Below are 12867 nucleotides of genomic sequence, written 5' to 3' on the forward strand. Positions count from 1 at the left end.
TACCGACGATTATCGATACTGTGAGCTGTTACCGGTCGCTCAATCATTCCTGCCATCCTGAGACCAGTATAGATGGATATACTTCCTAGGCTAGCGAACGCCATGACGGCGCATGTGACGCCGTGCAACCTGCTTGCCTTGACCGATACCGCGGCCGGCCAGGTGGCCGCCGTGCATCGGGGTCGGTGATGCCAACATACCCTCCAGGCCGGCACGGTGCAAAAGACATTGCTAAACTTGCATTGACTGGCACGCAAGAGGAGTGCAGCCATGAAAGTTCATCCCCTGCAGAGCGTTCACAGTTCGTTAATCCTACACATACAAAGTATTTCAAAACAAGTTTTTATCTTGCTCTCTCGAACCGGATGGCGGTTCGGCCGCGACACCCATTCCAGGTCGTCCCGGCCGCTACCCTGAGGTGTTTCGAGGGGCTCGATCGTCCATCATCCATGCGAGAGACAACGTATTCCGACAGGTGACGCCAATGAAAACTCAGCCTTTGATCGAGTGCCTGCAGGGCGATATCGCCCATCAGCCCGACATGGATGCCGTGGTCAATGCCGCCAACGCAGAACTCACGATTGGCGGCGGCGTGGCCGGTGCCCTGCACCGTGCCGCCGGCCCCGGGCTGGAGGAAGAGTGCCGCCCCCTGGCACCGATCCGCCCCGGGGAAGCGGTGATCAGCGGCGCCCATGAACTGCCCAATCGCCATGTGATCCACTGCCTGGGTCCCGTCTACGGTGTCGACAAGCCCTCGGACCGGCTGCTGGCCAGCTGTTACCGGGAGGCCATTCGTCTTGCCGAAGCGCATGCGCTGTCGTCGCTGGCCTTTCCGTCACTCTCGACCGGTGCCTTCGGCTACCCCATGAACGAAGCCACCCGCATCGCGCTGGAGACGGTGATCGAGGAAAGCCGTCGCTGCCGATCGCTACGCCATATCCGCTTCGTGCTGTTCGACGCGCAAGCGACGCGCCTGCATCAGCAGATGCTGGAAGAAATGCAGGAAGGGTAATACGCCGATGCCACGCCCAGGCATGCTGGCCAGAATGTCACTGGACAGCATACCCCAGCACCCGCGGCAACCAGAGAGCAATCTCCGGAAACAGCGCCACCAGCAGCAATGCCCCGGCCATGGCGACAACGAACACCAGCGCCCAGCCCAGCGTCTGCTCGAGGCGAATCTTCGCCACCTCGGTGGTCACCATCAGATTGACCGCCACCGGGGGCGTGAACTGGCCGATGGCGATGTTCATTGCCAGCAGGATGCCGAACCATACCGGATTCCAGTCGAAATGCTGCATCACCGGCACCAGGATCGGCATCAGGATCAGATAGATGGAAATGGCATCCAGCAGCATGCCGGCAGCGAGCACCGCCAGCATGATCAGTATCAGCAGCAGCGTGCCGTCATCGGAGAGAGCGATCAGCCACTCGGCCATGTGCCGGAAGGTCCCCAGCATGGTGCCCGCCCAGGCGAAGATGCCGGCCAGGGCAATGATCAGCATCACCACCCCGGAGATCGTCGCCGCCTCGCCGAACAGTTGCCATAGATCGCGCATACCGAGTTCGCGGGTGACGAACACACCCACCAGCACGCCATAGGCCACCGCCACCACCGCCGCTTCCGTCGGGGTGAACAAGCCGCTACGCAGTCCACCGAGGATGATCACCGGGGCAAACAACGCCGGCAATGCCTGGCGAAAGCTATCCCCCAGCGGCGGGCGCTCGACCTCTGTCGGGGCCTCCCATCCATGCCGTCGCGACAGCCAGAAGGCCGGCACCAGAAGCGACAATCCCGCCAGTATGCCCGGAAACAGGCCGGCGGCGAACAGGGCACGCAGATCGACCCCGGGCACGACGATGGAATAGAGGATCAATGCCACCGAAGGCGGTATCAGAATCGCCGTGGAGGCCGAGGCGGCAATCAGCGTCGCCGAAAAAGGCCTGGGATAGCCGGCACGAGTCATGCTCGGCAGCATCACCATGGCCACCGCGGCGGCATCCGCCGGCCCCGAGCCGCTCATGCCCCCCATGATCATGCACACCAGCACCGCGACCAGTGCCAGGCCGCCATGACGCGGACCGATGAGTGCCTGGGCGAAGCGTACCAGCCGCGCCGCCACCCCGGCACGCTCGAAGATCAGGCCCGTGAGGATGAACAGCGGAATCGCGATCAGCGGGTACTTGGCAACGCTGTTGTAGGTATTGGTTCCCAAGGTGGCCAGCATCATCGGCGACAGCCCGCTGACGATGCCCACTGCCCCGGCCAACCCCAGGGAGAGGGCTACCGGCACCCCGGCAATCAGCAGGCCGAGGAAACTTAGGATCATCCACGCGTCAGGGCTCATCATCGAGTCTCCCTCGCAGGCGATCCAGGGTCTGTTGCGTCAAGCGCAGCAGCATCAGGGCGGCCAACACCGGCAGCCAGACGAGATACCACCATTGAGGCACGCCCAGTCCTGGCGACTGAGTCTGCCACTGATACTCCTGGAGCGTCAGCTTGGCGCCGAACCAGAGGATCAGGCCCAGCACCGTAGCGCCGGAAAGCCACTGAAAGACGATCAATGGCTGGCGTGCTCTCTCGGGCAAGGCACGCTCCAGCAGGCCGATACGCACATGACGGTTGCGCCGCAGGGCCACCGCCGCGCCGGCGAAGGTCAACACCACCAGCAGGAACACCGAAAGCTCCTCGGTGAAGGCAAAGGATACGTTGGTCACGTAGCGTACGACCACGTTGCCCAGGCTGATCAGGGCAATGATCACCAGCGCCGAGGTTGCCAGGATTCGCTCGAGGCGAGCATCCGGTTGCATAACTCCTCCCATGCGGTGCCGGCCCCGAGGACGGGGCCGGCGGCGAGATCAACAGAGAATGACGCTTCTGGCCGCCTAGCGTTTATCGACTGCCCGGCGAGCGGCCTCGACCAGTTCCTCACCGATCTGCGGCGTCCACTGCTCGTGGACACTCCGGGTCGCCTCGACGAAGGCCTGGCGCTGTTCCGCGCTGAGTTCGCTGACCTCGACCCCGCGCTCCTTGATGGCGGCCAGTCGCTCATCCTTCTGCTCGCGAGACATCTCGATCTCCCACTGGCCCGCATCGAGGGCCGCCTGGCGTAGAATCTCCCGGTCTTCCTCGGGCAGCTGCTCCCAGACCTGCCGATTGACGGCAAAGATCAACGGATCGTTCATGTAGTGCCACAGGGTCAGATACTTCTGCCCCACCTGGTCGATGCGTGCCACGTCGAAAACGGAAAGTGGATTCTCCTGGCCATCGACGGCTCCGGTGGTCAATGCCGGCTTGGCATCCGCCCAGCTCATCTGGGTCGGATTGGCCCCCAGGGCGGTGAAGGTATCCTGGAACAGCGGCGAACCGACCACACGGATCTTCAAGCCGTCGAGATCCTCCGGCGAGGTGATCGGCTGCCGGGAATTGGAGAGTTCGCGGAAACCATTCTCGCCCCAGGCCAGCGGTATCACGCCACGAGACTCGATGGCCTCGAAGACCATGTCGCCGGCCTCGCCGCCGGTGATGGCATCCACCGCCTCGGTGTCGGGCATCAGGAAAGGCAGCGAGAACAGATTGAGCTCCGGCACCTGGGGCGACCAGTTGATGGTCGAACCCACGGCCATGTCGATCAATCCCTGGCGCATCGCCGAAAACTCCCGGGTCTGGTCGCCATTGACCAACTGAGAGTTGGGGTAGACACGCAGGGTCATGCGGCCCTCGGAGCGCTCCTCCACCAGATCGGCCCACTTCTCGGCAGCCTGCCCCCACGGGAAGGCATCGGAGAGCACGGTCGAGACGGAATATTCCCGAGCCTGGGCATTCAGGGCAGCGCATAGCAGGCCGGCACCCAGCACGACGGCGGAAAGGGTCGAGGAAAGAGATGATGCAGCAGGCAACGAGAAGCGGCGTATCAACATGAGCAGTATCCTTGCGGGAGGCCGATCGCACGGCCAGGGTATTGTTGTCGATGGGAAGTGCATTGTAGAAAAGGCACGTTAATGAGTGGAAGCTACTTTTCGAGGAAGCGTTAAACGATCACCGACCTCGACGCCGCGTTCAGCGAAATAGCCTCGATTGACCTCCAGCGCCGCGCTGAAGGGGACACCCGCAGCATAGGAGGGGCAGTTCGAGGGACGTTCGCCAGGGCAAGGCGGCATGGCGTGGATGGCGCGAATCTCGCCGTCCTCGCTCAAGAAGGCGATGTCGAGGGGGATGCGAGTGCGATACATCCAGAAGCCGCTACCGGGCGGCTGCTCGCGAGGATAGACGAACAGCATGCCGGCGTCCCTGGGCAGATGGTCCCGCTCCATGAGGCCGAAGGAGCGCGCCGAGGGAGTGCGGGCAATCTCGACGTCGAGACGATACGTCTGATCGTCGCCATGGACGAGGACCCGACCACGCTCCAGGGCCGGAGCGGCCACGGCCAGGCTCGCTACGACGAGCCACGCGGTCGAAACGACGCAGGCGAGCAGCCTCCCCTTCACATCATGCATACCTGCCTCGCCTCCCCGGTCATTCGCCAGCTACCTTTCATCTCTCTATACTGGCCCTCCTCTTACTTGCTGATCAAGGACGATCCGTGCCCTTTCGCGACCTGCTCCTCGGCCTGGTGGTCATCGCCATCTGGGCGCTCAACATCATCGTGATCAAACTGGGCGTGGCGGATATGCCGCCATTGCTGCTGATGACGCTGCGCTTCGCCCTGGTGGCGGTCCTGGTGGTGCCTTTCACGCGCATCGACCGCACGCAATTGCCGTGGCTGCTGCTGCTGTCGGTGACCTTCGGCGGGCTACATTTCCCACTGCTCTTCATCGGGCTGGGCCAGGCCGAAGCCGGCACGGGTGCCCTGCTGGTGCAGATGGGCACGCCCTTCGCCACCCTGCTGGCGGCGGCCTTCCTGAAGGAGCGTCTCGACCTGCGTCGCTGGCTGGGGCTGGTGCTGTCCTTTGCGGGAGTCGTCGTTCTGGCGGGCGGGCCATCGCTGCCCGCGGCGCTGCCCATGCTGCTGTTGCTGGCCAGCGCCTTCTTCTGGGCCGTCTCTAACCTGCTGATCAAGGTCGCACCACCGATTGCCCCGCTGACGCTGGCCGGCTGGATCGCGTTTTTCGCGATACCTCAGGTGGCGCTGGGCTCCTGGCTGTTCGAGACCGACCACGTCGCGGCGCTGACACAGGCAAGCTGGGCCGGCTGGGGAGCGGTGTTCTATACCGCCGTGATGTCGTCGATCCTGGCCTATACGCTGTGGTACCGGCTGCTGCAGAAGCACCCCGTCAGTCGCGTCGTGCCGCTGTCACTGCTCATGCCGGTATTCGCGGTCCTGCTCGGCATGTGGCTGTTGAACGACCCGCTGGGCGTCAACAAGCTGGCGGGCGGCGCGCTGGTAGTGGCCGGTATCGCGGTGATCAACCTGCGCTTCCCCAAATGGCTCTCGCCGCCCCGCCAGCCCAGGCGACCCAGCAAAAAAAACAGGCCACCGGTCCATGACCGGTGACCTGTCGATGTTCCACACGTCGCGTGTGGAATCGAGTCGACTTACTTGGCAGACTTTTGAACGGTCTGGGTAGCCGACTTCACGTTCTCTTCGACCAGCTTCTGGCTCTTCTGGGCGAATTCCTGATTCATGGCGACGACCTTCTCGGTGTCGTCCTTCAGGCGCTCACCCATCTCCTTGGCGACCTTCTGCTGATTTTCAGCAAAGGTGCGCAGATCTTCCGGGTTCTTGATGTCGAGCATGGCGCGAACCTGGCCGATGCTGGCGTTGGAATAGGCCTTGGCGAATTCGAACTGGGTGTCGAGTGCACGCTCGGCGTATTCCACGGTCAGAGCCGCATAGGAACGCATCGGGCCGAAGAACATGGATTCGAATTGCTTGGTGACTTGATCAGTATTCGTAGTTGCCATTGAACACCTCCATCGGTTGGCTTAGGGGAAGGACCTCGTCCTTCGCTGCAATGCACAATAGCAAAGACATTGTTGCAGTGCAACAACGGATTTGGATCTTTTTTCTCCAAGGGCTTCACGCCCGTGTTGCCCGGGTGCCAGGCATCGGTTCGTCGCGCTGAGCTACGCTGCAAGGGCAAGCATCAATCGACCCGAGGCCCGGACCCATGCTGACCCTCGACACCCTGCGACAGGCGCGCGCGACCCTCGGCGATACCCTGGAGGCAACGCCGCTGGTGACGGCCCATGCCTTGACGGACAGCCTTGCATGCCGGGTGCGGCTCAAGGCCGAGCTCTTCCAGCGCACCGGCTCCTTCAAGCCGCGAGGCGCCCTGAACTGGGTGCGTACCGCCAGCCAGGAAGAGCTGAGCAAGGGATTGGGAGCGGTCTCGGCGGGCAACCATGCCCTGGGGCTGGCCTGGGCGGCACGCAGCGTGGGGGCTCGGGCCACCATCGTCATGCCCGCGGATGCCAGTCCGTTCAAGACACAGGGCGCGCGAGCCCTGGGGGCCGAGGTGATACTGCATGGCGATATCAACGACGCCTGGACGCTGATGCACCAACTCGTGAAGGAACGCGGCCTGACCCTGGTCCACCCCTATGACGATCTGCGTATCATCGCCGGCCAAGGCAGCGTGGGGCTCGAGATCCTCGAGCAGGCCCCCGAGGCGGCGACGATCGTCTGTCCGATTGGCGGAGGCGGGTTGATCTCGGGCATCGGCGTGGTCGTGGACGCCCTGCGTCCGGACATCCGGCTGATCGGCGTGGAACCGGAGGGCGCCGCGAGCATGCGCGAAGCCTGGAAACAGGGCGGCCCCCACCGGCTCGAGAGGGTGCATACCTGCGCCAAGAGCCTGGGCGCCGCGCTCGTCGGCGAATACACCTACCGCCTCTGTCGTCGCCACGTCGACGAACTGGTCACCGTCAACGAAGATGGCATTGCCCAGGCGCTGCAACACCTGCTGAGCCAGGCCAAGCTGTTCGCCGAGCCCGGCGCCGCGGTGGGAATGGCGGCCCTGCTGGAAGGTGCGATCGACTTGCCCGACACGGGCGACGTGGTGGTGGTCGTTACCGGCGGCAACATGGACCGCGGCGAACTCGACACCCTGTGGCGCCCTGACCCCTGACGACCATGGCCATTGCCGCGGGGCACAGGGACTCGCGATCACTTCTGCCCGAACAGATGCCTGCGCGCTTCGTCGTCCATTTCCACTCCGTCCTTGGGGTTGATCTTCTCGGCACGCGCATAGGCGCGTTCGACCGCGGAGCGCCTGGCGATATTCCCCATCCAGCGCTGTACGTTGGGGAACTCCTCGATGTCCTGGCCCTGGTTCTCGTAGGGCTTGACCCAGGGATAGATCGCCATGTCGGCGATGGAGTACTCCTTGCCGGCGACGTAATCGTGCTCCTCAAGCTGCTTGTCGAGCACGCCGTACAAGCGTGAGGTCTCCTTGATGTAGCGTGCGATGGCGTAGTCGATCTTTTCGGGGGCGTAGTTGCGGAAGTGATGGTTCTGGCCCGCCATGGGCCCCAGGCCACCCATCTGCCAGTAGAGCCACTGCAGGGCCATGTAGCGCTCCCGCCCGGCCCGGGGGAGGAATTCCCCGGTCTTGTCCGCAAGATACTCGAGGATCGCCCCGGATTCGAACAATGCCAGGGGCTGGCCGCCATCGGCGGGGCGCCGATCGACGATCGCTGGAATACGGTTGTTGGGAGCTATCTCCAGGAATTCCCGGGTGAACTGCTCCCCCTTGCCGATGTTGATCGGATGTATCTCGTAGTCCAGCCCCGCCTCCTCGAGGAAGATGGATATCTTGTGGCCGTTCGGCGTCGTCCAGTAATAAAGATCGATCATGCTGCAACCTCCTTTTGCTCATCGATGCCCGACGCCCCTGCACTCGTGTCGCGCCCGGGGCAATAGGCGTCTCGTATCGTTCATGCCTCGGCGTTGCGGTAGGCACCTTGAATATCGACGCTGCGCAGGGCGTTGCGCCCTAGGCCTTCATGCAGATCCAGCATACGCTCGGTCCAGGCGTACACGGGATCGGCGTTGGAGATCAGGTCGGCGCTGGAGACATTGCGTGCCCACATGAAATGGCCGAAGACCAGGTAGTCCGCCCCGGCGGGTGCCTCGCCGTCCAGGAACTCGGCCTCCGCGAGACGACCGCGCAGGGGCTCCAGCGCCTGGTCGAGCAGGGTCAGCCCCTTGCTCGGTGCATGAACTTCTTCCAGGGTCCGCCCCAAGGCCTTCTCCCGGGTCTGGCGAAAGTAATCGCGATCCTTCGGATGCACCGCATTGAACAGGTCCATGATCACGGTGCGCAGGATCCCCGGGGCCAGGGAGCGCTCGCTATAGAACTTGAAGAAGCGCGCCCGGGCCTCGGCCGCCTGGTCCCCGAGCAGCGGCTTGTCCGGATAGGTGCGGTCGAGATGGCGGAAGATCTCGTAGCTGTCGATTACGGTCACATCGCCATCGACCAGTACCGGCACCTTGCCCTGCTCCGAGAACGCGATCGCGTCCTTGTCGGTGAAGTGCCAGGGCTTGTCGGTATAGTCCAGGCCCTTGTGCGCCAGGGCATACTTCACGCGCCAGCAATAGGGTGAGAAACGCAATTCATCGTCGATACCACAGAGGTCGTAAAGCAACCGGGCCATGGGGCCTCCTCGAAAAGTCAGACAGCCTTCAGACGCTAGCATTGTGCGGGTCCAAGGGACAATGGAGGTTCAAACGCCACCATCGGGATTGTCTATTAGTCTAAGACATCGACCCTCTCGCGCCCTCAGCCCTCTTCCAGAGCTTCTTGAACGAGTAAATTATTCCTTTTAAAACAATGTTTTATAACAGCATGAAACCGACAGACCTCATTGGTAAGACCAATTACCCAAGGATGGCAAAAAAGCCTCTCGGCAATTATCGTGCCCCGACGCATTCACCGATGCGACAGAAAAATGATGAACCAGTACTGTCTGGCGCCAGATGGTTCGCTGGACAACAACCCCCGCGAGGCTACCCCTCATGAGTCAAACATTGCTTGCCCTGCTGGCCTTTCTGCCACTGCTACTGGCAGGAGTCCTGCTGATCGGCTTTCGCCTGGCGGCACGAACCGCCATGCCTATCGTCTACGTGGTCACCGCCCTGATCGCCCTGCTGGCATGGGACATGACCTTCACCCGGGTAGTGGCCTCGACGCTGCAGGGGCTGATGCTGACCGTGGCGATCCTGTGGATCATCTTCGGCGCCATCCTGCTGCTCAACACGCTGAAGCACTCCGGTGGCATCGCCGCCATCCGCAACGGTTTCTCGGGCATCAGCCCCGATCGCCGCGTGCAGGCGATCATCGTCGCCTGGTTGTTCGGCTGCTTCATCGAGGGGGCGTCGGGCTTCGGCACCCCGGCGGCGGTAGCGGCACCGTTGATGGTGGCACTGGGCTTCCCGGCGCTGGCCGCCGTGGTGGTCGGCATGATGATCCAGTCCACGCCGGTCTCCTTCGGCGCGGTGGGCACGCCCATCGTGGTCGGGGTCACCGGCGGTCTCGACAAGGCAGGTATCACCGAACAGCTGGTTGCCGACGGCGGCAACTGGGAAACCTATTTCCGCCTGATCACCTCCGAGGTGGCGATCACCCATGGCATCGTGGGCGTCTTCATGCCGCTGATCCTGGTGATCATCATGGTGCGCTTCTTCGGTGCCAATCGCTCCTGGAAGGAAGGGCTGGACATCGCGCCCTTCGCGATCTTCGCCGGTATCTGCTTCGTGGTGCCCTACATGCTGGCCGGCGTGCTGCTCGGGCCGGAGTTCCCGTCGATGATCGGCGCCATGGTCGGCCTGGCCGTCGTCGTGCCCGCCGCCCGCAAGGGCTTCCTGCTGCCCAAGACGACCTGGGACTTTCCGGAGTCCACCTCCTGGCCGGACGAGTGGATCGGCAAGCTGGAAATCAAGATCGACCAGGTGGCCGGGCGCACACCGATCTCGACCTTCATGGGCTGGCTCCCTTATGTGCTGCTCGCCGTGCTGCTGGTGATCTCGCGCACCGTGGAGCCGGTCAAGAATGCCCTGACATCGCTGGCCCTGAGCTGGAGCAATATCCTGGGCGAGGCCGGCATCAACGGCAGCATCCAGCCGCTCTACCTGCCCGGCGGCATCCTGCTGATGGTGGTGTTGATCACCGCGGTCATGCACCGCATGCGTGGCGGCCAGCTCGGTGCGGCCTTCCACGAGTCGACCAGGACTCTCCTGGGTGCCGGCTTCGTGCTGATCTTCACCATCCCGATGGTGCGCATCCTGATCAACTCCGGGGTCAACCAGGCTGACCTGGTTTCCATGCCGGTGGCCATGGCCCAGTTCGTCGCCGACAGCGTGGGCGGCATCTATCCGCTCTTTGCCCCGACCGTGGGCGCGCTGGGTGCCTTCATTGCCGGCTCCAACACCGTCTCGAATCTCATGCTGTCCGACTTCCAGTTCAACGTCGCCGGACAACTGGGGCTCTCCACCGCCATGATGGTCGCCCTGCAAGCCGTCGGCGCCGCGGCGGGCAACATGATCGCCATCCACAACGTGGTGGCCGCCTCGGCGACGGTGGGCCTGCTCGGACGCGAGGGCACGACCCTGCGCAAGACGATCCTGCCGACCATCTACTACGTGCTCTTCGCCGGCATCATCGGCCTGATCGCCTTCTACGTGCTTGGCGTCGGCGATGGCCTGCTGAACGGCTAGGATCGCGGTTCGTTCGACATGGCCGCCTCGGCATCCTGCCGGGGCGGCTTTTTATCGGGTGCCCTGGATGATGGCGGGGATATTCGTCAGGACCGTGGATCATGAGGGAATGAAAGGTTGAGGCAGTGAAGATGACTCGACGGCTACTCAAGCCAGCCAGCATATTTGCCCCAGGCCCATAGCACGAACATGATATATAGAGAGTGCCAATCCTACATTGAAGGGAATCCTGACCCACCGTCGCAGCGAGATGGGCAAGTTTTGAATATCCTCAAGATCGGCCTCGCCATTTTTGACGATCGGCTTGGGAAACAATAGCATACTGCTGATCTGCATTAATCGATACATTCTTCCGAAGGGCCCTCCTCCCCAGATACGGCGGTTGTTCTCGACAAGCTGGCAGTTCGAAAGGTGCTTTTCAACTTGCGACAATTTGAAAAATGCCACATAAAGCCAGACGGCGATGTTTGAAAATATCAAGGCAAACATCCCTCCCAACAAATAGACATACAGCGTTCCAGCCATTGGGATTGGCCCTCATAAATTTTATTGCCAAAATACTCCCCGGTCATGGAGCCAAATCCACCTCCCGCGATCCCCCCGGCCCCCACCACGATCAACCCACAGGCGATGCCCCCGGCCCGCCCGTGGCTAGGCCAATAGCACCGCAAATAGTTGCCGCTGTAGTACCCGATAAAGCAGTTCCCGCTACAACCCCGCCACCCACACCCCCGAGAAACTTCCCGCTTTCCCGATATTTCACCCGACTGCACTCTTCCTCGCGTCCCGTCGCACAGGCTTCCTGCACCTTGGCGTAGGAGCCGACGCCGCCCAGATCGATGCCGATCCAGCCGCCGGCCTTGATGTAATATTCAACCAAGGAATCAATTAGTTGAAAACATGGGGGAAGACCTCATCCCAGGCCCATAAAGAGAACATTGCGATGCAAAGCACCAAAATAATAAAGCCGGGTATTACCACCCATAGCCTTAATCCACGCGGCATGCTTTGGACTTCTTTAATGTCAACCAAGCCATGCTTTTGGTAAAATTCTGGATGCATCAATAAACCACCGACTCGTGTCAAACGCATTATCCTGCCTACCACTCCTCCGCCCCAAATGCGTCTCTGTACAATCACTTCAGAAGAGTTCTTTAAATACTTTTCGACCTCCTCCAATTTAGTGAAAGCTACATATACCAAAATGGCCAAGTCTACGAAAATTAGCAAGAAAAGCCCGCCCCATAAGGGAATATATAATTCTTTAATCATGGAGCTGTACTCTCATAAACCATCTCCCCAAAACGTTCTCCACGGGAGCTACCTATGGCACCTCCTATGATTCCAGCACTCCCGACAACGATAAGTCCGCAGGCAATACCACCTAGTCCACCAGTGGCTATACCAATAGCTGCACAAGCGGTGCCGGCGACAAAGCCGGCACCTGCACTTGCAGCAAGCCCACCACCGACGCCCCCGACAAACTTCCCGCTTTCCTGATATTTCACCCGGCTGCATTCCTCCTCGCGTCCGCTTGCGCAGACTTCCTGTACCTTGGCGTAGGCGCCGACACCGCCCAGACCGACACCGATCCAACCGCCGGCCTTGATGTACTTGGACGCCCGGGCAATGCCTTCGATATGGGTGGCGTAACCGGGGATGTCGCCAACGCCCGCGTGGCGCCAGTGGTGCGTCAGGCTGCGGGTGGAGATGCCCAGGGAATGGCGCAGCGAAGGATGGTCGGGAAAGCCGGTACCGCGCTTGACCAGCGCCCCCATCGCGTTATCCAACTGGGTGAAGAGCCGGCGGCGCCGGGCGAAGAAGTCGGGGCTGTTGAGATGGCCGTGTCGGGCGAAGCTGCGTTGATGAAGCCGTTCGATCTCGATGAGCGTGCGCTCGACGTTGCTCAGGTGCTGCCCGACCATCGCGGTGCTGGCGCCTACGCCTGCCGAGGAGTAGTCGAGAAACGGGGCGAGGGCGTCGTAATGCTCGACCATGAACCGGGCTTCATCGTCATCCAGTGCCGTTAGGGCGGCATCGACCCGGGCTGCCGCATCGGCCAGCAGCGCGTCTTCGGCGGTGCACATCAGATTATCGGGGTCGCTGAGCAAGGCCATCTGGCCCGGCCTGGCCCCTTGAGCGAGATGCGGATTGAGGGCGCGGAATTTCTCGCGCACCGCGGGTGGCGCCTGGCCCAGCAATTCCGCCT

At 62.1% G+C, this 12867-nt stretch carries 14 protein-coding genes; 4 read left to right on the forward strand and 10 right to left on the reverse strand.

Going from position 1 to position 12867, the window contains the following annotated elements; all coding sequences use genetic code 11:
- The first annotated feature begins 484 nt into the window (after positions 1 to 484).
- On the forward strand, positions 485 to 1012 hold the full coding sequence (locus BUA41_RS10810; protein ID WP_072822652.1) for a macro domain-containing protein: 528 nt from the start codon (positions 485 to 487) through the stop codon (positions 1010 to 1012).
- Positions 1013 to 1049: 37 nt separating this feature from the next.
- Here the strand turns inward: BUA41_RS10810 and BUA41_RS10815 are convergent, their stop codons facing one another.
- From BUA41_RS10815 to BUA41_RS10830, 4 genes are all read right to left on the reverse strand, one after another.
- Positions 1050 to 2348 carry a TRAP transporter large permease gene (locus BUA41_RS10815; RefSeq protein ID WP_072822654.1) on the reverse strand — a complete coding sequence of 433 codons (1299 nt, stop codon included), beginning with the start codon at positions 2346 to 2348 and terminating at the stop codon, positions 1050 to 1052.
- On the reverse strand, positions 2338 to 2811 hold the full coding sequence (locus BUA41_RS10820) for a TRAP transporter small permease (RefSeq protein WP_072822657.1): 474 nt from the start codon (positions 2809 to 2811) through the stop codon (positions 2338 to 2340). The genes BUA41_RS10815 and BUA41_RS10820 overlap by 11 nt, the downstream gene beginning before the upstream one ends.
- Before the next feature lie 75 nt (positions 2812 to 2886).
- Entirely contained in the window at positions 2887 to 3921 is a 1035-nt protein-coding gene (locus BUA41_RS10825; protein ID WP_072822659.1) for a DctP family TRAP transporter solute-binding subunit, read from the reverse strand.
- A 78-nt stretch (positions 3922 to 3999) separates the two neighbouring features.
- Complete coding sequence (locus BUA41_RS10830) at positions 4000 to 4497, reverse strand: DUF192 domain-containing protein (RefSeq protein WP_072822661.1); 498 nt, start codon at positions 4495 to 4497, stop codon at positions 4000 to 4002.
- A gap of 86 nt (positions 4498 to 4583) precedes the next feature.
- Here BUA41_RS10830 and BUA41_RS10835 point away from each other — a divergent pair, with 86 nt between their 5' ends.
- Complete coding sequence (locus tag BUA41_RS10835) at positions 4584 to 5495, forward strand: DMT family transporter (protein ID WP_072822663.1); 912 nt, start codon at positions 4584 to 4586, stop codon at positions 5493 to 5495.
- Positions 5496 to 5536: 41 nt separating this feature from the next.
- Here the strand turns inward: BUA41_RS10835 and BUA41_RS10840 are convergent, their stop codons facing one another.
- Positions 5537 to 5905: a phasin family protein gene (locus BUA41_RS10840; RefSeq protein ID WP_072822665.1), complete on the reverse strand. Its 369-nt coding sequence runs from the start codon at positions 5903 to 5905 to the stop codon at positions 5537 to 5539.
- A gap of 206 nt (positions 5906 to 6111) precedes the next feature.
- Between BUA41_RS10840 and BUA41_RS10845 the strand changes: the two genes are divergently transcribed.
- On the forward strand, positions 6112 to 7071 hold the full coding sequence (locus BUA41_RS10845) for a threonine ammonia-lyase (RefSeq protein WP_072822667.1): 960 nt from the start codon (positions 6112 to 6114) through the stop codon (positions 7069 to 7071).
- Between the two features lie 38 nt (positions 7072 to 7109).
- Here the strand turns inward: BUA41_RS10845 and BUA41_RS10850 are convergent, their stop codons facing one another.
- The gene (locus BUA41_RS10850) at positions 7110 to 7799 is read right to left on the reverse strand and encodes a glutathione binding-like protein (RefSeq protein ID WP_072822669.1); all 690 of its coding nucleotides are present in this window, start codon (positions 7797 to 7799) and stop codon (positions 7110 to 7112) included.
- A gap of 80 nt (positions 7800 to 7879) precedes the next feature.
- A complete protein-coding gene (locus BUA41_RS10855; protein WP_072822671.1) occupies positions 7880 to 8599 on the reverse strand; it encodes a glutathione S-transferase N-terminal domain-containing protein in 720 nt (239 codons plus the stop codon).
- Between the two features lie 361 nt (positions 8600 to 8960).
- Here BUA41_RS10855 and BUA41_RS10860 point away from each other — a divergent pair, with 361 nt between their 5' ends.
- Positions 8961 to 10658: an L-lactate permease gene (locus BUA41_RS10860; RefSeq protein WP_072822673.1), complete on the forward strand. Its 1698-nt coding sequence runs from the start codon at positions 8961 to 8963 to the stop codon at positions 10656 to 10658.
- Positions 10659 to 10805: 147 nt separating this feature from the next.
- On the opposite strand, the gene BUA41_RS10865 is transcribed toward BUA41_RS10860, so the two are convergent.
- The 3 genes from BUA41_RS10865 to BUA41_RS19255 all read right to left on the reverse strand — a co-directional run.
- Positions 10806 to 11183 (reverse strand): hypothetical protein, encoded by a 378-nt coding sequence (locus tag BUA41_RS10865; protein WP_072822676.1) that lies wholly within the window; start codon positions 11181 to 11183, stop codon positions 10806 to 10808.
- Between the two features lie 363 nt (positions 11184 to 11546).
- On the reverse strand, positions 11547 to 11930 hold the full coding sequence (locus BUA41_RS10870; protein WP_072822678.1) for a hypothetical protein: 384 nt from the start codon (positions 11928 to 11930) through the stop codon (positions 11547 to 11549).
- Positions 11927 to 12867, reverse strand: a 941-nt coding sequence (locus tag BUA41_RS19255; RefSeq protein WP_217652804.1) for a hypothetical protein, incomplete at its 5' end; no start/stop codon positions are given. The genes BUA41_RS19255 and BUA41_RS10870, both read right to left, overlap by 4 nt.

Origin of the sequence: Modicisalibacter ilicicola DSM 19980 (assembly GCF_900128925.1) — a bacterium.
Taxonomy (GTDB): Bacteria; Pseudomonadota; Gammaproteobacteria; order Pseudomonadales; family Halomonadaceae; genus Modicisalibacter; species Modicisalibacter ilicicola.

Bases quoted from the DNA above. Each gene is read 5' to 3' on its own strand.
- BUA41_RS10810 (WP_072822652.1), top strand. From the start codon at position 485: ATGAAAACTCAGCCTTTGATCGAGTGCCTGCAGGGCGATATCGCCCAT.
- BUA41_RS10815 (WP_072822654.1), bottom strand. From the start codon at position 2,348: ATGAGCCCTGACGCGTGGATGATCCTAAGTTTCCTCGGCCTGCTGATT.
- BUA41_RS10820 (WP_072822657.1), bottom strand. From the start codon at position 2,811: ATGCAACCGGATGCTCGCCTCGAGCGAATCCTGGCAACCTCGGCGCTG.
- BUA41_RS10825 (WP_072822659.1), bottom strand. From the start codon at position 3,921: ATGTTGATACGCCGCTTCTCGTTGCCTGCTGCATCATCTCTTTCCTCG.
- BUA41_RS10830 (WP_072822661.1), bottom strand. From the start codon at position 4,497: ATGCATGATGTGAAGGGGAGGCTGCTCGCCTGCGTCGTTTCGACCGCG.
- BUA41_RS10840 (WP_072822665.1), bottom strand. From the start codon at position 5,905: ATGGCAACTACGAATACTGATCAAGTCACCAAGCAATTCGAATCCATG.
- BUA41_RS10845 (WP_072822667.1), top strand. From the start codon at position 6,112: ATGCTGACCCTCGACACCCTGCGACAGGCGCGCGCGACCCTCGGCGAT.
- BUA41_RS10850 (WP_072822669.1), bottom strand. From the start codon at position 7,799: ATGATCGATCTTTATTACTGGACGACGCCGAACGGCCACAAGATATCC.
- BUA41_RS10855 (WP_072822671.1), bottom strand. From the start codon at position 8,599: ATGGCCCGGTTGCTTTACGACCTCTGTGGTATCGACGATGAATTGCGT.
- BUA41_RS10860 (WP_072822673.1), top strand. From the start codon at position 8,961: ATGAGTCAAACATTGCTTGCCCTGCTGGCCTTTCTGCCACTGCTACTG.
- BUA41_RS10865 (WP_072822676.1), bottom strand. From the start codon at position 11,183: ATGGCTGGAACGCTGTATGTCTATTTGTTGGGAGGGATGTTTGCCTTG.
- BUA41_RS10870 (WP_072822678.1), bottom strand. From the start codon at position 11,930: ATGATTAAAGAATTATATATTCCCTTATGGGGCGGGCTTTTCTTGCTA.